The sequence below is a fragment of the Pseudoalteromonas sp. A757 genome, assembly GCF_004103285.1.
Classification (GTDB): Bacteria; Pseudomonadota; Gammaproteobacteria; order Enterobacterales; family Alteromonadaceae; genus Pseudoalteromonas; species Pseudoalteromonas galatheae.
Window position 1 is genome coordinate 27779 of sequence record NZ_QNQN01000068.1, and the last position, 18593, is coordinate 46371.

24 protein-coding genes and 1 pseudogene are annotated in these 18593 nt (G+C 42.4%); 13 read left to right on the forward strand and 12 right to left on the reverse strand.

What is annotated here, in order from left to right; genetic code table 11:
- The first annotated feature begins 87 nt into the window (after positions 1-87).
- The 3 genes from DRB05_RS11055 to DRB05_RS11065 all read left to right on the forward strand — a co-directional run bounded on the left by DRB05_RS11055 (position 88) and on the right by DRB05_RS11065 (position 2361).
- Positions 88-597, forward strand: a complete 510-nt coding sequence (locus DRB05_RS11055) for a DUF2141 domain-containing protein (RefSeq protein ID WP_128726991.1) — start codon at positions 88-90, stop codon at positions 595-597.
- A 148-nt stretch (positions 598-745) separates the two neighbouring features.
- A complete protein-coding gene (locus tag DRB05_RS11060) occupies positions 746-1633 on the forward strand; it encodes an ABC transporter ATP-binding protein (protein WP_128726992.1) in 888 nt (295 codons plus the stop codon).
- A gap of 2 nt (positions 1634-1635) precedes the next feature.
- Positions 1636-2361 (forward strand): ABC transporter permease, encoded by a 726-nt coding sequence (locus tag DRB05_RS11065; RefSeq protein WP_128726993.1) that lies wholly within the window; start codon positions 1636-1638, stop codon positions 2359-2361.
- Between the two features lie 51 nt (positions 2362-2412).
- Here the strand turns inward: DRB05_RS11065 and DRB05_RS11070 are convergent, their stop codons facing one another.
- Positions 2413-2832 (reverse strand): DoxX family protein, encoded by a 420-nt coding sequence (locus DRB05_RS11070; protein WP_128726994.1) that lies wholly within the window; start codon positions 2830-2832, stop codon positions 2413-2415.
- Positions 2833-2967: 135 nt separating this feature from the next.
- Positions 2968-3864 carry a LysR family transcriptional regulator gene (locus DRB05_RS11075; protein WP_128726995.1) on the reverse strand — a complete coding sequence of 299 codons (897 nt, stop codon included), beginning with the start codon at positions 3862-3864 and terminating at the stop codon, positions 2968-2970.
- 103 nt (positions 3865-3967) lie between these two features.
- On the opposite strand from DRB05_RS11075, the gene DRB05_RS11080 reads away from it, so the two are divergent.
- Complete coding sequence (locus DRB05_RS11080) at positions 3968-4813, forward strand: SDR family oxidoreductase (RefSeq protein WP_128726996.1); 846 nt, start codon at positions 3968-3970, stop codon at positions 4811-4813.
- Between the two features lie 43 nt (positions 4814-4856).
- Here the strand turns inward: DRB05_RS11080 and DRB05_RS11085 are convergent, their stop codons facing one another.
- Together DRB05_RS11085 and DRB05_RS11090 are read right to left on the reverse strand one after the other, a co-directional pair.
- Positions 4857-5219 carry a hypothetical protein gene (locus DRB05_RS11085; protein ID WP_128726997.1) on the reverse strand — a complete coding sequence of 121 codons (363 nt, stop codon included), beginning with the start codon at positions 5217-5219 and terminating at the stop codon, positions 4857-4859.
- Between the two features lie 198 nt (positions 5220-5417).
- Complete coding sequence (locus DRB05_RS11090; RefSeq protein ID WP_128726998.1) at positions 5418-5984, reverse strand: uracil-DNA glycosylase family protein; 567 nt, start codon at positions 5982-5984, stop codon at positions 5418-5420.
- Positions 5985-6185: 201 nt separating this feature from the next.
- Here DRB05_RS11090 and DRB05_RS11095 point away from each other — a divergent pair, with 201 nt between their 5' ends.
- From DRB05_RS11095 to DRB05_RS11105, 3 genes are read left to right on the forward strand one after another with little or no spacing between them, the layout of a single operon-like run.
- Entirely contained in the window at positions 6186-6491 is a 306-nt protein-coding gene (locus DRB05_RS11095; RefSeq protein WP_128726999.1) for a hypothetical protein, read from the forward strand.
- Positions 6488-8071, forward strand: a complete 1584-nt coding sequence (locus DRB05_RS11100; protein ID WP_128727000.1) for a PepSY-associated TM helix domain-containing protein — start codon at positions 6488-6490, stop codon at positions 8069-8071. Before DRB05_RS11095 ends, DRB05_RS11100 begins: the two co-directional genes overlap by 4 nt.
- Positions 8071-8403: a DUF3325 domain-containing protein gene (locus DRB05_RS11105; protein ID WP_128727001.1), complete on the forward strand. Its 333-nt coding sequence runs from the start codon at positions 8071-8073 to the stop codon at positions 8401-8403. The genes DRB05_RS11100 and DRB05_RS11105 overlap by 1 nt, the downstream gene beginning before the upstream one ends.
- Positions 8404-8865: 462 nt before the next feature.
- Here DRB05_RS11105 and DRB05_RS11110 read toward each other — a convergent pair whose 3' ends face one another.
- Complete coding sequence (locus DRB05_RS11110; RefSeq protein ID WP_128727002.1) at positions 8866-9153, reverse strand: hypothetical protein; 288 nt, start codon at positions 9151-9153, stop codon at positions 8866-8868.
- Complete coding sequence (locus DRB05_RS11115) at positions 9150-9797, reverse strand: HAD-IA family hydrolase (RefSeq protein ID WP_128727003.1); 648 nt, start codon at positions 9795-9797, stop codon at positions 9150-9152. Before DRB05_RS11115 ends, DRB05_RS11110 begins: the two co-directional genes overlap by 4 nt.
- A gap of 75 nt (positions 9798-9872) precedes the next feature.
- On the opposite strand from DRB05_RS11115, the gene DRB05_RS11120 reads away from it, so the two are divergent.
- Positions 9873-10697: a DeoR/GlpR family DNA-binding transcription regulator gene (locus tag DRB05_RS11120; RefSeq protein ID WP_240036236.1), complete on the forward strand. Its 825-nt coding sequence runs from the start codon at positions 9873-9875 to the stop codon at positions 10695-10697.
- A gap of 64 nt (positions 10698-10761) precedes the next feature.
- On the opposite strand, the gene DRB05_RS11125 is transcribed toward DRB05_RS11120, so the two are convergent.
- Complete coding sequence (locus DRB05_RS11125; RefSeq protein WP_128727005.1) at positions 10762-11253, reverse strand: GNAT family N-acetyltransferase; 492 nt, start codon at positions 11251-11253, stop codon at positions 10762-10764.
- 167 nt (positions 11254-11420) lie between these two features.
- On the opposite strand from DRB05_RS11125, the pseudogene DRB05_RS11130 reads away from it, so the two are divergent.
- Both DRB05_RS11130 and DRB05_RS11135 read left to right on the forward strand, forming a co-directional pair.
- Positions 11421-11837: pseudogene (locus DRB05_RS11130) on the forward strand (nuclear transport factor 2 family protein); the annotation flags it as partial.
- A gap of 39 nt (positions 11838-11876) precedes the next feature.
- Entirely contained in the window at positions 11877-12113 is a 237-nt protein-coding gene (locus DRB05_RS11135) for a helix-hairpin-helix domain-containing protein (protein ID WP_128727138.1), read from the forward strand.
- A 97-nt stretch (positions 12114-12210) separates the two neighbouring features.
- Here DRB05_RS11135 and DRB05_RS11140 read toward each other — a convergent pair whose 3' ends face one another.
- Positions 12211-12720 carry a hypothetical protein gene (locus DRB05_RS11140; RefSeq protein ID WP_128727006.1) on the reverse strand — a complete coding sequence of 170 codons (510 nt, stop codon included), beginning with the start codon at positions 12718-12720 and terminating at the stop codon, positions 12211-12213.
- Between the two features lie 208 nt (positions 12721-12928).
- Entirely contained in the window at positions 12929-13801 is an 873-nt protein-coding gene (locus tag DRB05_RS11145; RefSeq protein WP_128727007.1) for a LysR family transcriptional regulator, read from the reverse strand.
- Between the two features lie 94 nt (positions 13802-13895).
- Here DRB05_RS11145 and DRB05_RS11150 point away from each other — a divergent pair, with 94 nt between their 5' ends.
- Positions 13896-15269, forward strand: a complete 1374-nt coding sequence (locus DRB05_RS11150; RefSeq protein ID WP_128727008.1) for an MATE family efflux transporter — start codon at positions 13896-13898, stop codon at positions 15267-15269.
- Between the two features lie 34 nt (positions 15270-15303).
- Here DRB05_RS11150 and DRB05_RS11155 read toward each other — a convergent pair whose 3' ends face one another.
- A complete protein-coding gene (locus DRB05_RS11155) occupies positions 15304-15837 on the reverse strand; it encodes a dihydrofolate reductase family protein (protein ID WP_128727009.1) in 534 nt (177 codons plus the stop codon).
- A gap of 86 nt (positions 15838-15923) precedes the next feature.
- On the opposite strand from DRB05_RS11155, the gene DRB05_RS11160 reads away from it, so the two are divergent.
- Complete coding sequence (locus tag DRB05_RS11160; RefSeq protein ID WP_128727010.1) at positions 15924-16481, forward strand: TetR/AcrR family transcriptional regulator; 558 nt, start codon at positions 15924-15926, stop codon at positions 16479-16481.
- A gap of 59 nt (positions 16482-16540) precedes the next feature.
- Here the strand turns inward: DRB05_RS11160 and DRB05_RS11165 are convergent, their stop codons facing one another.
- On the reverse strand, positions 16541-17458 hold the full coding sequence (locus DRB05_RS11165; protein WP_240036237.1) for a helix-turn-helix domain-containing protein: 918 nt from the start codon (positions 17456-17458) through the stop codon (positions 16541-16543).
- Positions 17459-17479: 21 nt separating this feature from the next.
- Between DRB05_RS11165 and DRB05_RS11170 the strand changes: the two genes are divergently transcribed.
- Positions 17480-17860: a DUF3224 domain-containing protein gene (locus tag DRB05_RS11170; protein WP_128727012.1), complete on the forward strand. Its 381-nt coding sequence runs from the start codon at positions 17480-17482 to the stop codon at positions 17858-17860.
- Positions 17861-17879: 19 nt separating this feature from the next.
- Here the strand turns inward: DRB05_RS11170 and DRB05_RS11175 are convergent, their stop codons facing one another.
- The gene (locus DRB05_RS11175) at positions 17880-18497 is read right to left on the reverse strand and encodes an HAD-IA family hydrolase (protein ID WP_128727013.1); all 618 of its coding nucleotides are present in this window, start codon (positions 18495-18497) and stop codon (positions 17880-17882) included.
- Between the last annotated feature and the right edge of the window lie 96 nt (positions 18498-18593).

Genomic DNA, 18593 nt, shown 5'->3' on the forward strand with positions numbered 1-18593 from the left:
GACCATATTGAACAATTTTTAATTGTAATTAGATTATTCTCTGACAAGCTAGAGGGGCTACAATTTAACCCTTAATAGGAGCAAAGGATGAGGTCCCTAAGTCTATTGTTTGCGCTGGCATTACTTGCGGCGTGTAGTTCAACAAGTCCGGTAAGTGTAAATACGGTTACAGGTCCCCCAACCAATCTAACGGTTGAAATTACGGATGTCACCAATACCGATGGTCAAATGCTGGTACTGTTATTTGACAACAGCGCTGACTACCACAGCGACAAAAATGTGAATGATCCTGATGCTAACTTTTTTCGCAAATTGATTGTTACGCCGCAAACGCCCAACACCAGAGTCACTTTTGAAAACGTACCTGCAGGTCAATACGCTATTCAGGTTATCCACGACGAAGATAGTGACGGTGGCATGGATCGAATGATTTTCCCATTTATGGGGATGCCTAGTGAGCCTTACGCACTGTCAAACAACATTCACGATAGCTTGTCAAAAGGCGATTTCGAAGAGGCTTTATTTACTGTAAAGGCCCCTGACACTAAAATTCAGCTAGTCCTCTCCACGCATTTATCAAAAATGACAGGGCTGTAATACTCTATAACTCACAGATAATTCTACGCCTGTGAGTTATCCTCTCAAGTCATTACATTTGTCATTTTATTTTCTGACAACCCTCACTCACATCTCACCTTAAAGCAAAGCATACTGCAAATCGTACAGTTAAGTAGGAGCGAAGACGGTGAGCAATGCCATTGAGTTATCAAATATCAGTTTTGCATACGACAATACTAAGCCGATATTAGCAGATCTAAACCTTACGCTTGAACAGGGTAAGGTATATTCCATTCTTGGCCCAAACGGCGCAGGAAAAACCACCTTGATCAACATAATGCTCGGCAGACTAAGACCCACGTCAGGACGAGTTTCTGTTCTTGGCCACCAACCTGAGTCTGACTTTTGCCGCCAGCGCGTGGGTGCCATGATGCAATTAGGCGGGCTACCTCTGCAAACCAAGGTGAGGGAGTTTCTGGCGTTATTTGCAAGTTACCATCAAGCCCCAATTCCATTAGAGAGTTTAATTTCACTCTGCCAATTAACACCATTTTTAGAACAAACTTTCGATACGTTATCTGGGGGGCAAAAACAACGACTGTTTATGGCAATTGCACTCGTAGGCAATCCCGACATTGTTTTTTTGGATGAACCTAGTGTTGGTATGGATGTAGAGTCAAGACAGCAGCTGTGGCAGGCCGTACGCACGTTAAAACAACAAAGTAAAACGGTACTCCTTACCACACACTATCTTCACGAGGCAGAAGCATTAGCGGATGAATTGTTAGTTTTAAAAGAAGGAAAATGTACCAAGCTTAACGACATACCTGAACTTGCCAACACCTATCGTCGTTCACAAATCAAGTTCACCAGCGACCTGTCTGCTGCAGCACTGGTTAATGCGATACCTATGATAGACCTGAATATTAAAGGCGATCAGTTCACTATCTTGACGGATGAGCCAAATCATATTTTGCAGCAGTTATTAGAAAAATTTTCTATTCGCAATTTACATGTAGCCCCAATGAGCCTCGAAGAGGCTTATTTATCACTGATGAATGCTAGGAGCGCTTAACCATGATAAACACTGCATCTTTTATACTTGAAAGCAAAACTGAACTTTTGAGCACATTTAGAAGTAAGGGTTTTGTGATCCCAGCCACACTATTTCCTTGCTTATTTTATCTTTTCTTCGGCGTGGTGTTCAGTCATAGTGACTCCCATAACTATATGTATATCAATTATCTGATATTTGGCATGATAGGACCTGCGCTATTTTCCTTTGGCGTTAACGTCGCCCTTGAAAAGCAAAATGGCTGGCTGATACTCAAACAACTATCTCCCGTTTCTCCCTATCAGTATCTGCTCGCAAAATGTGTGAGTGCGACGGCTTTTTCATTGCTCGTAGCCTGCCTAATGAGCTTACTGGCATTATTTTCCGTCTTGTCTTTAAGTTTAGCTCAATGGTTACTCGTGGTTACAATTTCCCTGCTCGGCACCTTGCCTTTGTGTATGTTAGGGTTGTTAGTTGGGCTGTCAGTGTCAGCAAAAGCGGCACCTGCGGTGGTTAATTTAGTTTACCTACCACTTTCGCTGCTTTCAGGTCTGTGGCTGCCTATCGGGCTATTTCCTGAAGCAATGCAATGGTTTGCTTGGCTGTTGCCCACTTTCCATATTTCCCAGTTGGCGCTTTCGACCATCGATGCAACTTTGGGTTTTCCTGTTTACCTTCACGTGACCGTCCTAATTACACAAACGCTAGCATTATTTTTTGTCGCGCAAATTAAATTTAAGCAGGCGTAACAGGACAACCAAAAGCGCACGGTCCCAACCCTGTGCGCTTTTATTTTGTAATTACTTACTCTCTACGAGCTTACTATCGATACTGAATTTACCAGCACCTGACGCGGCAAGTGCGAGAAAACCACCAGCCATGGCAATATTTTTAAAAAACATTAAGAACTGCATTTGGTCGGCCAGATCAAAGTGAAACAGCAACGCACTGACAATACTAAACCCTGCAAATGCAATTGCTGTCAGTTGAGTAAATGCTCCCGCAAGAATGAAAAGCCCTCCTATCAATTCAAAGGCTATAACCAATGGCAGCAGCTCGCTTGGTAATCCGCTTGAAGCCATGTATGCAGCATTACCTTCGAAGTATTGGATTTTATTAATCGCAGCCAGTATAAAAATGGCTGATAGCCCTACTCGGCCAAATAAAGATAATACTGATGCCATTGTACTGTTCGGTTTAATGATGTTAATTAGGTTCATGATACTTTCCTCGATAAATATAGACTGTATTGGATTGGCTCTCGGTGATGAGCCGATGGAAGAAAGTATACGTTCGCTTTAAAATAATTAAATTAGTAAAAACATCATGAATCATTCTATTAAGAAGAATTAAAGCTATCCAAACAGATTCGCTTCCAATAGGTAGTCAATTACCGCCCGTGTCCTAGGTGGAATTTGTTTACGCGATGGATAAATGAGAGAAAACACCAATTGCTCGCTACTTAACTCTGGACAGATCATTTGTAACTCCCCACGCTCAACTTCTTGCTTCACAGTAGAAGGCAATAACTGCGCAACTCCTAATCCTGCCACTGTCATTTGTTGTAACAACATAGGAGAATTGCACCAATGCACTTGAGTTGGTGTAAAGTTTATGGTTTCACCACCACGATAAAATTGTGTCATCCCCGTTGATTTAGCCTGCTCTAACAGTAACCAAGGTAACTGATTTAGCTGTGTGTCTTTGCTCGGTAAACCATGCAATGCTATCAGTTTAGGACTTGCATAGAGCTTAAAACATTCTTGATGTAATTGCCTTGCAACCAGTGCGCTGTCTTTAGGAAAGCCAACCCTGATAGCGAGATCTATTTGGTCATTAATAATATCGCGCTTGTCATCATCAACAATGATATTTAATTGGATCTTCGGATATCGCGCCGTGAGCTCAGGTAGTTTTGGTAACAGAAATTTATGTGCGGTGTCGTGTGTCATGGTTATTGAGACCATACCATGAGGCTCTTTGTTATCTAGTAATACCTCAACATCATCCAAAATAGCGTGTAATGAATGTGCTTGAGCCAAAATGTCACGCCCCTCTCGCGTTAGCGTGAGTTGCCTCGTACTACGCTGCAGTAGTCTAACGCCTAGCATAGTCTCTAACTGAGACACTTGTTCACTCACTCTAGAACGGCTAGTTGCGAGCTTTCTAGCGGCTTGAGCAAAACTTCCCACATCCACAACCGTTGCAAATATTGCTAAGAGTTTTAATGCATTTAAGTCTATTGTACTCAATTTCAGAACTCACCATATCGAATTAACCCACTTATGATAACAAAAATTACCACCCATAATAGCCACATCCAATACATTCTCATTTTAAAAAGAGGTATACATCATGATCGCAATCACAGGCGCAACAGGTAAATTAGGTCAATTAGTTATCGAGTTTTTGGCACAGAAGATACCAGCCAAACATATTGTGGCTCTAGTCAGAGATCTCGATAAAGGAAAGGCACTCACCAATTTAGGGGTCACCGTAAGGCAAGCTGATTACGACAAACCGCACACACTTGACGCAGCACTTGCAGGTGTTGAAAAACTGCTGCTAATCTCCGGCAACCAGATCGGAAGCCGCACACCTCAACACAAAGCAGTTATTGACGCCGCTGTGAAAAACCAAGTGCGCTTAATTGCCTATACCAGTATTTTGAATGTGGACGATTCACCACTGGAGCTGGCTAAAGAGCACAAAGAAACAGAGGCTTATTTGAGGGCAAGCGGCGTGGCTTATAGCATGCTGAGAAATGGATGGTATAACGAGAACTACACTGATTTAGTGCCTGTATTTACAGCAAATAATGCCATTACCTCAATTGCGCCGCAAGCTCAAATCAACAGCGCCGCTCGTGCAGACTACGCACTGGCTGCTGCCACCGTATTAAGTAGCGCTGGCCATGATAATTCAGTCTATGAACTGGCTGGCGATAACGCTTTTACAATTGAAGGTTTGGCACAAGCTGTGTCAAAGCATACTCATGTTGAAGTAAAAGCAAAGTTTGTATCTGATGAAGAATATTTGGTCCACTTGGTTGATCTAGGCGTGCCAGCAACTTTTGCCGCATTACTGGTTGACGCAGAGGCACAAGCGCAAAAAGGATATTTGGCAACCCAGAGTAATGCGCTCAGCCAGTTGATTGGTCGCCCGACCACAAGTGTGGCCCAGTCGCTAGTTGCACATTAAGCGCATAGACCCAGTGTACAAGCTCCCGCTTGTGCACTGAATCCTACTCGGTCTCAGCTTTGCCCTCTAGCGTCGATACAAAAAGGTCTCGACTGACCAAAAAGCCACAAATGCTTACTACGACTAGAAAGATCCCGTACATAGAGCCAATATAAACCCAATCGCTTTGGCCAAACCAAAGACTTGCACGAGTCCCATCATTAACCAATAGAATGTTAATAAGAGACAATGTGATCACGCTGCGAAAATAAATCGGTTTATCCATGTGGCTCGCAAACGCTGCGATAATGAGGGAAAATAAGCACAGATAGAAGCCCATTACAGAAAACGCACCAGGTTGTATACTAGGGTAAAATGCGATGAGCGAGAGTAATACAGCAGCCCAACCGGTAGTTTTGTATATCATTATCAAGTCCTTTGAAAATGTTAATAAATGTTCGTTATGTAAACAGGATGGAGTATGAGGTAATACTCGTAATTACGCAACTAAATGATTATGAATATTGACTGATATGACCTTTATTCCTTAGTTTTAAACCTATATAACTACCTTTAACTTAAAATCTAAGTAAAAAGCATTAATTAAAAATTAATTTCATAACTATCAAGACGATAGTGCAACTGAAACTCTTGTCTTTAGCTGCGGTACACTGTCTTTTTCAAACCAATCGTGCTTTTTTAACCAGATTTGATTGCGAGGACTTGGGTGCGGTAATGGCAGATGACTTTGGCTGGAAAAGTCAGCATTTTTAACCACCTCAGTTACCGATGAATATTGCGTTAAGTAGCACTTTTGCGCATATTGCCCAATAAGTAGTGTCAGCGACACCTGAGTGAGCGTAGCTAGCACCTGGTGATGCCAAGTTGGCGCGCAAATTTTCGGCGGTGGTAAATCTCCAGACTTCCCTTTACCTGGGTAACAAAATGCCATTGGCATAATGGCAAATAGATCTGGGTTATAAAACTGCGCTCGACTTACACCAAGCCAGTCTCGCAATCTACCTCCACTAGGGTCATTGAACGGCTGGCAGGTTTGATGTGCTTTCAATCCCGGTGCTTGACCAATAATCAACACTTTAGCCTTGCAACTGCCTTGAATAATAGGTTTTGCCCCCATAGGAAGCGTTTTATCGCACAGCTTGCATTGCCTAACACGTTCAAAAACTTCCATCTTCCCTTATTTATTTTACCCAACATCACCAAGGATCATTATGACATAACCATATTCAAAACCCCATTTAACTAGCAAAACTTAAAGTACTTAGTCGTTAAAACAACTCCACTCGACTTAAAACAAGTGCGAATCACTATCATTTAGATGCAAATTATTGGATAATATTCTATTACGTTTGCTGTCTTTTAAAGGGGTGCTATGCCTAGTCGGGATAACACAAATAATAAGGCTATTTTATATAAAGCTGAAGTACTAGCACGCTTTTTCATCGCTATTTTCGGCGGCTATTATGTGACCGTTTTAGCTTCATCTTTATTGGCTTTAACTTTACCAACTACGCGCCTAGATGCGCTTTTATATGCATTAACAACCGGCATCGTCTTTTACGCCATTGTCTTTATTTGGGTGTTTGGATGCCGCTCTTTTAAAAAGGTATTTCTTGGCATGATCGGACTACTTTGTATTCTCTACGGCACTTTGACGCATTTTGGAGGCTCCCTGTGAGAGAGTCATTTTTTCGTAGTATGACTTGGTTACACACTTGGGTGGGTTTACTCGTTTGTTGGTTGCTGTTTTTAATCTTTTTTGCCGGTACTGCGAGCTTTTTCAGACATGAGATCAGTCTATGGGCGCAACCAGCAACGCACCATTTACCTCATTATGATAGTGCCCAACAAAATGAAACGGTCAAAAAGAGTATCGAACGGTTTCAAGAGATAGCGCCAAACGCCGAGTCTTGGCGTATTGAGATGCCAACAGAGCGTCGCCCGAGCTTGCTATTGATGTACTCCGAAAAGCCAGCCGAAGGAGAAAGGCGCGGAAAACGTCACTCTGAGTATCTTGACCCTGTAACGCTGGAGGCGCTTCCTGAGTTTAGGGAGACCAAAGGCGGTAACTTTTTCTACCGACTGCATTTTGATTTGCATTACATGAGCGCAATCACCGCGCGTTGGATTGTTTGTTTTGCAACTCTGTTTATGCTAATTGCGCTTATTTCTGGCGTGGTGATCCATAAGCGCATCTTCAAAGACCTATTCCAATTTAGAAACGGGAAAGGGTTGAGAAGCTGGCTTGACGCTCACAACGTTTCTTCAGTAGTGGCATTACCGTTTCATATTATGATCACTTACACCGGCTTAGTAACGCTTATTTTTATGTTACTGCCACAACCTGCAGAACAGCGCTTTGAAGATACAAAAACGCTCAGAGCCGAGCGCTACCCCTTTCTTGCTGAGATCCCTGAAACAGGACAGCCACTAACGGATCTAGCATTAAACAAAGCATTAGATCATTATTTTACTAACTCTGGCGACGCACCACTTCGCCGCATTGTGATCTCATCACCAGGAGACTCAGGTGCAACGATAAAGCTTTATGCCAATGCTCAACGCGCCGTGCAGGACGATCCACCAAGTTGGATGTATAGCGCAGCATCAGGTGAGTTGTTAAAAACACACAATGTGACACTGTCTGGCGCTGAAAATCTCTACGGCGGAATGATAGCACTGCATACAGGGCGCTTAGCAGAGCCGCTTTTGCGTTGGCTGTACTTTATCGCGGGATTGGCAGGCTGTGCCATGATTGCAACGGGTGCTGTTATGTGGGCAAAAAGACTGCGCCAAAAGCTCAAAGGTGGTGACAAGCCGGGTGTAGGCCTTAGGCTTGTGGAGTCGCTCAATTTAGGCACCATTATGGGACTACCAGCCGCAACGGCAATGTTCTTTTATGCAAACCGTTTGCTTCCAATGGAGTTATCGAGCCGTGCAGACAAAGAAGTTCTGGCGTTCTTTGTTACCTGGGGAGTATTCACTCTGGCCGCGCTCTTTAAGTCGAATAGGCTCGCGTGGCTGCTATCTGCGAAAGTGAATGCAATCGTGTGGGGCTTACTGCCTGTCGTAAATATGCTGACCACAGAGGGCAACCTTGTAAGCTATTTCATTAATGGTCAGTGGGTATTATTTGGTTTTGATGCAATAGCTATTGGTATCGCTATCGGTTTCTTAGTTCAAGCTAAAAAGCTCGGCAGTACCAAAGCAGCGCCAACGACACCACGTCGCCAAGCAAAGCGCGAGGTAACTGCCTAATGGAATGGCTAACGTTTTTACTTTGTCTACTTGCGTTTATGGGTTTTGCAGTAGCAAAACCCAATCACTATAAAGAAGTATTTGGCACACGCCCAAAAGGTAACGTAACAAGCCAATTAACCATTGCCAGCTGGCTTTGCCTTTGCGGAAGTTTAGCATTGGCCCTTACAACTCAGGGAACCTACGGTAGCTTAGAGTTTATTGGTTATACGACCTTAGCTGTGCTACTCCTTGTCGTTATCTTTGCAACTAAACCGAGTTATTTCAGATCACTATTTTACCTAGTCATCATAGGTATGCTGGTTAGTACGCTGTACTGGATCATATTTTAACTAAGGCGCCATCTTTGGCGCCTTTTTAGATCATTATTTTACTAACACTTTTCCATTAAGCTATTGAAACCACACCACTTAGCATAAAATATCAGCAACAATTGCGCTATACACCGCAAATTTACCAACTCAATTACGATATTGTTAGTAAAATAGTGATCTACCCAACTAAATTCTCCTCATTAGTTAGTAAAAATATGATCTATTAATCTATTTTTAGAATTAGCTTGGTAAAATTCTGATCCAAGAGGCTAAAGGAGTTGGGCCCGTTAGTTAAATATTGATCCAACCCCTCAACAACAACAATCTAAGCCACCATCGTCGACTTAAAGCAAAAATCACACTCGATCTTTACTATCCCTATGTAGAGTAAATTCTTTTATTTTTGCCATCTATTTGAAAATAAGAAGACCACCGATAAGATTAACTACGCTCCATTGTTGGAACAGCTTTACCAATAATTCAACGCAAAATTGCAGTTAGTAAAATTAAGATCTGCAAGAATAAGCAAAGTACATTGGTAACAATAATTGCCAGCCGCTGAAATCTCAGCCCGTACATCAGCCAAAAACTAAATACCAGAACATACCCGATTAAAAACGTATAGGACAAGTTGGTTGGGCCTTGGCGCTCAAGTTCACTGAATAGCTGACCTAATAATGCGATAAACCCGATACCGCCGAAGAGCACACCGGCGAAATCCCAGTAGGTATCTTTCGTTTGATAAAAGCCTGTCAGCCATGTTTTCATTTGCTTACTTCCTCTGATAAGTAGATATCCTGATAGTGATTGATACGGGCAACAATATGGTCATGTTGAATGGTACAAAAACGGTTAACTACGACTACTTCACAGCCTGCGTTAAGTGCGGATCTTACCCCTTGATCTGAGTCTTCAAATGCAAGACATTTAGAGGTTGCCACTCCCAGTCGTTTGGCCGCCAATAAAAATGGCTCAGGGTGAGGCTTACCTTGCCCAACATCATCTGCGGTAATTAATATTTCAGGAATAGATAAACCTGCTGTGGTGAGTCGTGCAATTGCATTATGACGATTTGCAGAAGTTGCAACGGCCCACTTGCGTTGCTGTGCTTTTATTTCGCTTAAAAACGATTTAGCGCCGGGAATGGCTGTTACGGTATGGGCAAGATCGGCTTCTGCTTGTTCCAACAGCTCGACTTCATGCTGGCAATCTAAATGCGGAGTAAATTGTTCTATAAAGTCTTTGAAACGTGCACCTCTGCCCGTAGTTAATACCATTTCTAAATCGACATGATGTTTCTCACACCAAGGCGCGACGGCCTGTCGTACTGCAACTTCAGAATCAACAAGTGTGCCATCCATATCGAATATCAATCCCTGATAGTGGTTCAGGTTGAGTGAATTTAGTGCCATTTTTACTCCTTATGATAATGTTTCATGCACAAACAGGCATTAACCTATATTAAACCAGCTTTAAAATGCATATTCATGCAAATAATACGCTTGTATCTCGATCTTTTTCAAGTAAAATTACGCAAAAACATGCAGGAACATGCAATGCTATTGGCAGAACGTCATCAATTCATTCTCGATCAGCTTAATTTACAAGGGCGGATCACCTCAGTGTCCTTGGCGCAAACGCTTGATGTGAGCGAAGACACAATCCGTCGGGATTTAAACAAACTGGCTGAACTTAAGCTCCTGCGGCGCGTTCATGGTGGCGCTTTAGCGCTGCAGGATAATACTCCTGACTATATTGAGCGTTTAGATAAGCCCGATACCAGTAAAATTCGTTATATTGAACCTGCCTTAGCGATGCTCGTGCCTGGACAAACGATAGTGATTGATTCTGGCGAGACATGCCGTTATTTGGCTCAGCACTTACCTAAAAATATGCCGTTGACGGTGGTTACGGGTTGTCCACTAATCGCCAAAGAGCTGGCCTACCATTCATTAGTGGATGTGATTGTGTTAGGCGGTCCTATGTTTAAACCTGCAATGCGGGTGGTAGGCATGACGGCGATCGAAATGGTGAAACGGATCCGTTTTGATATTGTTTTTATGGGGATTTGCTCGTTCCATATTCACCACGGTTTTAGTGCAAGCTATATCGAAGAAGCGGAGATCCTCTCTGCGACTATTCGTCAAAGCGATCACACTGTGATTATGGGACCGAGCCATAAACTAGATAAAGTCGCTACTTATCAGATTGTTACCGCTAACGAAATTAACACAATTATTACCGATGAAGAAATCAATCCAAGCTTAAAAAAGCAGATTGAGTCGCTAGAGATAGCGCTTACTTTGGTCTAGGTTAATACGGAGCTACTGGGTTGCTTGAGTAGCCTACTTACGGTTGAACTAAGCAACCGCCCCTTTAAGGCTTTAATAAGGCAAAAATGTGATTGTTGTAGAAACGCTCATTTTTAAATATAGCGCGTTTTAACACCGCTTCTTGCTCAAAACCTGACTTCTCTAGTAGCTTCATTGATGCATGATTGTCGTCAAATACGGCGGCAAAGATCCGTTCAATACTGGTCTCGTTAAATACCTCTGACGTAATGTGTAAAATGGCTTTATGAGTAATTCCTTTACGCCAATGACTTTTTGCGAGCCAATAGCCTATTTCACCAGAGCGCTGATATTCAAACTCGCCAGGATTAACACCTATACAGCCGATAAGCTGCTGACCATCGCATATCGCTCGAATATGGCCGTGTTTACTTCCCTCATTTATCCACCATATTGCATCTTGCTCGGTGTAAGGTTGCGGAATTTTTGTTGATAAATACCGAACAACATCAGGATCGTTCAAAATCGCGACTATATTGGCGACATCATTGGCTCGGAATGGTCTTAGCTTGAACATTGAACTCCCTTTAAATCGATTTTAGCTTATATTCATCAATAAGTTACCACTCCTTATTGTGGTATACAAACCTTGTAATTGAGATTGCTTATATTGTTTTTATTTCGTTTGCCCTAATAAAGAGAGTGAGATCACAAATTAATTGCAAGGATTAGGAAGAAAACACTATGGATAAAAATACCTTAATTGAGTCAGTAACCGAGTACTTTAAAAAGGTTGATGCTGGAGACTCTAGCTATTTAGACCTATTTCATGATGAAGTAACGTTCTTTTTTCCAAAGTTTGGTGACGCCGTAGGTAAACAAGCATTACTTGAATTTGGTGATAAAATAGGCAGCTCACTAAACAGTATTTGGCACGATATTGCACATTTTAATTTCATCGTGTCGGGAAAAACAGTAGTTGTTGAAGGACAAGAAGGTGGAGTAATGCGTGATGGTACACACTGGCCTGATAATCAAATTTCGTCTGGCCGTTTTTGTAGTGTGTTCGAACTCTCTGATAACTTGATCACAAGAATGTACATTTATGTTGACCCAGACTTCTCAAGTCAAGATAGTGATAGAATTTCAATATTATCGCGCAATGTTGAATGTTTGGATAAAGAAAAGAATAGCTGTTCTATGGTTTTCTCTGACAGTGAAAAAAACACCTTACTTGCCCTCAAGGGAATCGGCCCTACGGTGATAAAGCGTTTTGAAGAAATCGGTATTTGTAGTTTAAGCGAACTTGCGACCTATGAAGTTGAAGAAATTGCTGAGCGGGTCGCTTCTATGTTGCGAACAACTTGTTGGAAAAACAGCCCACAGGCCAAAGCTGCGATTCAAATCGCCATCACAAAGGCACGTGAAATGAACTAGCGTGTAAAGCCCCTTTACAACAGGGGTTTACACAGTGAAATTTACCTACTTTAAAGCAAGCCAATAAGTATCTTGTATAGGTTTATTTAATGGTTTGCTAAGCAACAGCCTCCACAAAGTTGAGATCAAAACGTCCGTCTGGATCTTCTACTTTGATAAGCTCGTTAAATGGTCTATTTTTTAGCGCCTTATTTTCAGCGAAGAGGTCTGACAATAGTGGTTTAACTTCGTTTCCGCATAGCGCTTCGGCGAGTGCTCCATGAGAAAGCTTGAATAACAGATCCATGTTCTCATCTTCATCTTCAGCGAGCTCTAGTTCCTCCCAACTCTCAAAAATATCTCTTAACTTAGCGACTTCTGGGCAGTCCTCTTCAAAGTCAGATAAAATAATAAATTCATCTGAGGCAACGTTTTTATGCTGTTCAAAATGACTTTCCGGCAGGCTGTAGATATTCCAATTTACATCGTAATGCCAAAACTCAACAGATAATAACATATGCGAGTAGGCGCTTTGATTTACATAAAACTGTAGTTCGTTGATGCGCTTTTTAATAAGTGTAATTAAAACATTTTCATAGGCTTCAATAAGCGTATTTTTATCAAACATAATGTATCCTAACTGCGGTCTTAAATGCTAAGACCACGCTCTCCTAAATATGATGTGCTGGCTATATGCCACTCTACTACGTATACGTGAACCTATGCTACCGCACTAAAAGCGATTTATCCAAAACACGCTAATTTAACCATCTGTTTACTAAAAACGCCAGCTTAACGACAGCAAATATAGTCTAAGTCTAACGCAAGCATGAAGATCAGAATAAGTTTGCTATTTCGTTATAGAGCCACTGGACGATAGGTCCTTTACTTTGGTCTCTACGTTGTACTATACCCATTTCGACAATTAGAGGGTTAGGAATATGCTCAGTTGACAGCTCAACGAGTTCGCCCATATACCACGGCGTGTTGACAACATGCTCAGGTACCAACGCCCAACCAACCCCTCTAATCACTAAACCCATGATGTAATAGTAACTATCGATATGCCAGTGACTTGTAGATATGGCTTGTGACTGAGTATTTCCAATACGATCACGTATTACAAGCTGTCGATGCAGATTTAACTCCTCAATACTCGGGGCTGGGTGTTGTGCAAGCGGATGATGAGGGGAGCAGACCAAGACTTGTTTAAAACTGCTAATTGAGGTGAAATCCAGCGATTCTGGTAATGGTTTCTGGTGAAATAAAATGCCTATCTCAGCCCTTTCTGCACTCACCCATTGCGCAATATCGTCTTGGGAGCCGTTGATAATAGCTAATTTTAATAGCGGAAATTGCTGAGCTAGTCGTTCAAACAAAGACTCAAATGCGATGATGGGTACAGCTTCATCCATAGCAACGGTGAGAGACACCTCTTCACCATAATTAAGTGAATTGGCTCTTGATTGCAGTCGCTGACATTGCATAAGCACCGCTTCGGCTTCTTTAAACAGATCGAGACCAGCTTGATTTAACACCGGTAGTCTGGCTGAGCGGTCAAAAAGTGCAAAACCTAGATCAGCTTCCAGATTGGCAATTGAGGTGCTGACACGAGATTGCGCTTTTCCCAAATGCCTTGCCGCAGCTGAAAATGACCCCAGCCTTACTGCGGTGACAAAGGCTTCAAGTTGATCGAGTGTCCAATGCATAATGATTAACCTATCCGAATTTCGGATGGATACTAACTTTGACCAATCTCAATTTCAAGGATAATAACCACTTTTCACGCTTAAGGATTTCATCATGTTGTTAGATTCAACGAGCAAAACACAAACTGAGGACGCTAACGTTACCCGCACTTTTTGGCGCTACACCATCCCTGCCGTTGTCGCAATGATGGTCAATGGATTGTACCAAATCGTCGATGGTATTTTTATTGGTCACTACCTTGGTGCTCAGGGGTTGGCCGCTGTAAACCTTGCTTGGCCCATTATAGGGATCATTATCGGTTTTGGTGTTCTAGTGGGGATGGGATCTGGTAGTTTGCTATCGATTTATCGTGGTGCTGACGACAATACAAATACGCAGCAATTGATAAGCACAAGCTTTTGGCTTATCGCCATGTTGACTGTGTTTGTAATAACTATCCTTGTATTATTCGGACCGACATTACTAGAGATACAAGGTGCTTCAGGTGAACTTTTACACTCCAGTTTAGACTACTTACAGATATTGAACTGGGGGGCCGGGGTCACAATCGCAGCAGGTGCATTACCATTGCTACTAAGAAACAATGGTAAACCGGAAATTGCAACGGCTTTGCTGATTGTAGGGGCGCTCTGCAACATAGTACTCGATTATTTTATGATTGTAGAATTACGTTGGCAACTACTCGGCGCTGCACTTGCTACGCTAATTTCACAAGGGATAGTTGCACTTGGCGCGCTTTACTTTTTACTCAACTCCTGTGGAGAAAATAAGCCGAGAGGGGCACTTAACCTCTCTCTAATCTTCGAAATATTTAAGCAAGGCGCTGCAGGGTTGGTAATGTTCTTGTATTTTGGCTTTATCATTGCGTTACATAACAAGCAGTTGCTGATATTTGCCAGTGAAGTTGAGGTGGCGGCTTTCGCTGTGGTTGGTTACCTTGGCGTTATTTACTATTTTATTGCAGAAGGTGTGGCCAGTGGTGTCCAGCCGCCCATCAGTTATTATTTTGGAGCTGGCCTTTACCAGCGCATTCGCACTATGTTTAAGCTAGCGCTCAAAGTGAGCTTGGGTTTTGGTGTGGTGATGGTAACGGTGTTTTATCTATTTCCGACGTATGTACTTGGGCTCTTTAGTGAGGATTTAGCTTTGCTCAACGCGGCCGAGCGTGGTTTGCAGCTACATCTATCCACGTTATTCTTGGATGGCTTTATATTTCTTACCTCAATGTACTTTGTTGCGGTTGGCAAAGGCGGTAAAGCCTTGGCTATTTCGCTTGGAAACATGTTGGTGCAATTGCCGTTTTTATACGTATTACCTTTTTGGTTTGGTGTTGATGGGGTGTGGCTTGCGGTACCTATTTCAAACATCACGTTAACTGTTATTATCATCCCTCTGCTTTGGCGTGATTTATATCAGTTAAAGCATGCAGATATGGAAGCTACGTCAGGTGATAAGCAGTGCGCTTAATACTGAGGCGCTTATTTTAAGCGCCTTCTTGGCGTTATCTTTGCCGTACGTAGTAATTTTTTACCACGCAATCTAAATATCTCACAGCATTCACATGTTTAAATTTAAGCGGCTCATTTAGTGTTCCGAATAAAGGTGTTCCACCACCTAAAATAGTTGGAATAGTTGTGATTATTAGCTCATCAATGAGATCTTGTTGTAGAAAGCTTTGTATGGTTTTTCCGCCATCAATGTAAAGGGTTTTAAAGCCCTGCTGAGCAAGTTGTTCGACGATATCTGTCAGTTCACCTTGCACAAGCGATACCTTATCCGCAAAGACTTTTGGTACCTCTTTAAGTGTATTACTCAATACAAAAACAGGTTTGTTGTATGGCCATTCGCAATCAAACCCTTGGATTGTCTCAAAGGTATTTCGCCCCATGATGATGGCATCTACACGGGCCATAAAATCGGCGAACCCCAAGTCTAAACCTTCAGGGTTAGGTAATTCGTGTAGCCAGTCTAAGCGGTTATTTTTATCCGTGATAAAGCCGTCGAGGCTTGCCCCAATATAGACGATATTTGCCATTTTATACTCCGGTTGAACCCTATACCATTTCAAGATAAAATAAATTCTACACTGTAGAATTTATTTTATCTTAGCGAGAGTAAACAATGAGTGTCAAGGATAAAAAGCGTGGCCGACCGCTAGCGGAAGATGAAGCACTAAGTCAGGAGCGGATCATACAAACAGCCAAATTGCAGATGAAGGAAAGTAGAAAAGTGCCTAGTATTCGAGCGTTGGCGAGCTGCCTAAATGTCGATGCAATGGCTATTTATCACTACTTTAAAAACAAACAGGCTCTGCTCGAGGCTTTGACTTGCTCTTTAGTCGATGAAATCTATGAACCTAGCTGCGCTGAAAAGTGGCAAACAGAACTACAACAGCTCAGTGCAAGTTATTTACAGCTACTCGACGACTATCCAGGATTGCTAACTGTGCTACTGTCAATGGACTCTGTAGGTCCAGCTCAAGTATTTCAAACTCGATTTGAGGAGATCACTCAATCGCTTGATTTACAAGGAAAGGCACAACAAGATGCGATTAACTTACTGGTTGATTATCTACATGGTTTTGCACTTGCTATGGAGTGTAACCCAGATAGAGAAGCGTTGGATGCCTCGATGACAAGCGGTGCAATTGCACTAATTTGTAAAGCGATTGAAGCTTAATTGTCATTGCGTTGTGGTGTTGTAAAGGGGCATTACAACACACATAGGCACACTACCTGTTAGGGAAGCTTGAGATAACGATTGGGAGTGGTGCCGATTATTTCTTTAAAATCTCTTATAAGATGGGACTGATCGGTATAGTCCAACTGAGCCACAATGTCTGCCATTGTGCTCGTATCGGATTCAAGCATTGCAAGCGCTTGGTGCAGGCGATACTTCCGAATTAGCCATTTGGGACTAAAGCCGATGTAATGTTGGCAGAGCCTTTGTATTTTTCGTATTGGCATGTCGCATTGTTCGGCCAGTTGCTCAACCGTAAAAATATCGCTGCGATCTTGTAAGGTGTTGAGAATATCTTCAGCCATAGCTGCACCTATGCTTAAGGGGGGTGTCAATGGCATTAAAAACTGTGATAGTACTTTTACCCGCTCTGCATCATCATTCGCCATCGTTAATGGAGCAATAAGTGAGCTCGACGGTACATCGCAGAGAGACTCCAAAGAAAAGGTTTTGTCTATACATGTCAAAGGGGTGATATCAAATTGCTCCACTAGGGCACCGACCCTAAATTTAACCCCCAAGATCTGTCCTTTTCCGCGCATTGTGTAATCGTATACTTTGCTTACAGGACCAATAATTTTTATTTCATTACTGACTAGCAGCAAATGAAAGTTAGGATCTGGTAGGTTTCTTTGTGTATGGGTTTTATTATCCGGCAAACACCAGTCGACAAACCAAAACTGCTCGATAAGACCTACTAACTCTGTAGATGGGAAATACCGTCTGAGCTGGTAATTTGGCGCGCTTTGTTGTTGGTGAAGTACGCCGTTAATTTGGCTATGGTTAGATTTCATCGCTGCCTTGTTATGGATAAAGCTCTTCGCTTGTTGTCGCGTTTTTACAATACCAATTTGAAATCGCGTGCTAGATTTAAAACAAGCTGCATAAAACTGCAGAGCAAGGTCAAACTTTTCCACTATAAAATTAAGGGATAAACGATGCAACTAACAGGTGTGTACGAAATTATCAATTGGCAAGAAACCACAGAAAAACAATTTGATGATGGAGCTAAACTCTCAAAAGCCGTGGTGAGCCTCAGTTATGAAGGCGAAATTGAAGGCAGTAGCGAAGTTTATTATCAACTTCACTATACCGAAGCAGGAGATGTTGAGTTTAATGGCTTTGAAGCAGTAATCGGGGGCTTTTCTGGGCAACAAGGTAAGGTTGTATTGATGCACAACGGCCGCTTTAAGCACGGGAAAGCACAGAGCAACTTTACCGTGATACAGAGCGATGTTGACGATATTGCTGTGGGTGACAAAGGATCATTTGAGTCAACTGAAGGCAAAAAAGCAAACTATCAAATAACACATAACTGATAGCTTTAATATTATCGCGTTAGGCTAAGTAGCGGTGCCTTCTCATGTCTAGCGTGTGCAGCGCATCAACTAACTCTGCAAAGTGACTAATGACAACATCTGCTTGCTCTGCGTAGTGAGGTTTGTCATTGGGGGCAAACAAGCATGACGGCATATTGGCGTTATGTGCCGCCTCTATATCGTAGAGGTAATCGCCAACATAAACACATTGATAAGGTGGCACTTGCCAGGTCTGAGCAACTTGCAGCAGTGCGGCTGGGTCTGGTTTGGCTGGCGCGTCGTCTCTCGTTAAAATCAATGGAATTGGCAATCCCGCTGTTTTAAGCTTCAATCGCGCCGCTTTTGCAAAGTTTCGGGTCACAACGGCTAGCGGAATTCCCATTCTCGAAAGTTGTGCAATACACTCCTTAACTCCAGGAATAACATCACAGTGCTGTGCATCACACAACTCATGTTGGTGGACGATGTTCATAGCTTCTTCACGCATGTAAGGTGAAGGTAATGCACTGATAAAACTGAGTAAGTCTTGTCCCACTGGACAGCCTATTTGCGCCCGAATAAGTGAAAAATCGAGTTCAGATGTCACTAGGGTGCCATCTAGGTCAAAAATGATGCCTTTAACCGGTATCCTATCCATTTTTAATATCCTTTGGTTTCGCATATGTACTGCGTAGCCCTACTTAAAGGTAGGTACGTAATTGAAGTTTGTAAAGATCAAGGCGATGGAGTTTTG

Coding starts and splice junctions, on each gene's coding strand:
- DRB05_RS11055 (WP_128726991.1), top strand. CDS start 88: ATGAGGTCCCTAAGTCTATTGTTTGCGCTGGCATTACTTGCGGCGTGT.
- DRB05_RS11065 (WP_128726993.1), top strand. CDS start 1,636: ATGATAAACACTGCATCTTTTATACTTGAAAGCAAAACTGAACTTTTG.
- DRB05_RS11070 (WP_128726994.1), bottom strand. CDS start 2,832: ATGAACCTAATTAACATCATTAAACCGAACAGTACAATGGCATCAGTA.
- DRB05_RS11080 (WP_128726996.1), top strand. CDS start 3,968: ATGATCGCAATCACAGGCGCAACAGGTAAATTAGGTCAATTAGTTATC.
- DRB05_RS11085 (WP_128726997.1), bottom strand. CDS start 5,219: ATGATATACAAAACTACCGGTTGGGCTGCTGTATTACTCTCGCTCATC.
- DRB05_RS11090 (WP_128726998.1), bottom strand. CDS start 5,984: ATGGAAGTTTTTGAACGTGTTAGGCAATGCAAGCTGTGCGATAAAACG.
- DRB05_RS11095 (WP_128726999.1), top strand. CDS start 6,186: ATGCCTAGTCGGGATAACACAAATAATAAGGCTATTTTATATAAAGCT.
- DRB05_RS11105 (WP_128727001.1), top strand. CDS start 8,071: ATGGAATGGCTAACGTTTTTACTTTGTCTACTTGCGTTTATGGGTTTT.
- DRB05_RS11110 (WP_128727002.1), bottom strand. CDS start 9,153: ATGAAAACATGGCTGACAGGCTTTTATCAAACGAAAGATACCTACTGG.
- DRB05_RS11115 (WP_128727003.1), bottom strand. CDS start 9,797: ATGGCACTAAATTCACTCAACCTGAACCACTATCAGGGATTGATATTC.
- DRB05_RS11120 (WP_240036236.1), top strand. CDS start 9,873: ATGCAAATAATACGCTTGTATCTCGATCTTTTTCAAGTAAAATTACGC.
- DRB05_RS11125 (WP_128727005.1), bottom strand. CDS start 11,253: ATGTTCAAGCTAAGACCATTCCGAGCCAATGATGTCGCCAATATAGTC.
- DRB05_RS11135 (WP_128727138.1), top strand. CDS start 11,877: ATGGTTTTCTCTGACAGTGAAAAAAACACCTTACTTGCCCTCAAGGGA.
- DRB05_RS11140 (WP_128727006.1), bottom strand. CDS start 12,720: ATGTTTGATAAAAATACGCTTATTGAAGCCTATGAAAATGTTTTAATT.
- DRB05_RS11145 (WP_128727007.1), bottom strand. CDS start 13,801: ATGCATTGGACACTCGATCAACTTGAAGCCTTTGTCACCGCAGTAAGG.
- DRB05_RS11150 (WP_128727008.1), top strand. CDS start 13,896: ATGTTGTTAGATTCAACGAGCAAAACACAAACTGAGGACGCTAACGTT.
- DRB05_RS11155 (WP_128727009.1), bottom strand. CDS start 15,837: ATGGCAAATATCGTCTATATTGGGGCAAGCCTCGACGGCTTTATCACG.
- DRB05_RS11160 (WP_128727010.1), top strand. CDS start 15,924: ATGAGTGTCAAGGATAAAAAGCGTGGCCGACCGCTAGCGGAAGATGAA.
- DRB05_RS11170 (WP_128727012.1), top strand. CDS start 17,480: ATGCAACTAACAGGTGTGTACGAAATTATCAATTGGCAAGAAACCACA.
- DRB05_RS11175 (WP_128727013.1), bottom strand. CDS start 18,497: ATGGATAGGATACCGGTTAAAGGCATCATTTTTGACCTAGATGGCACC.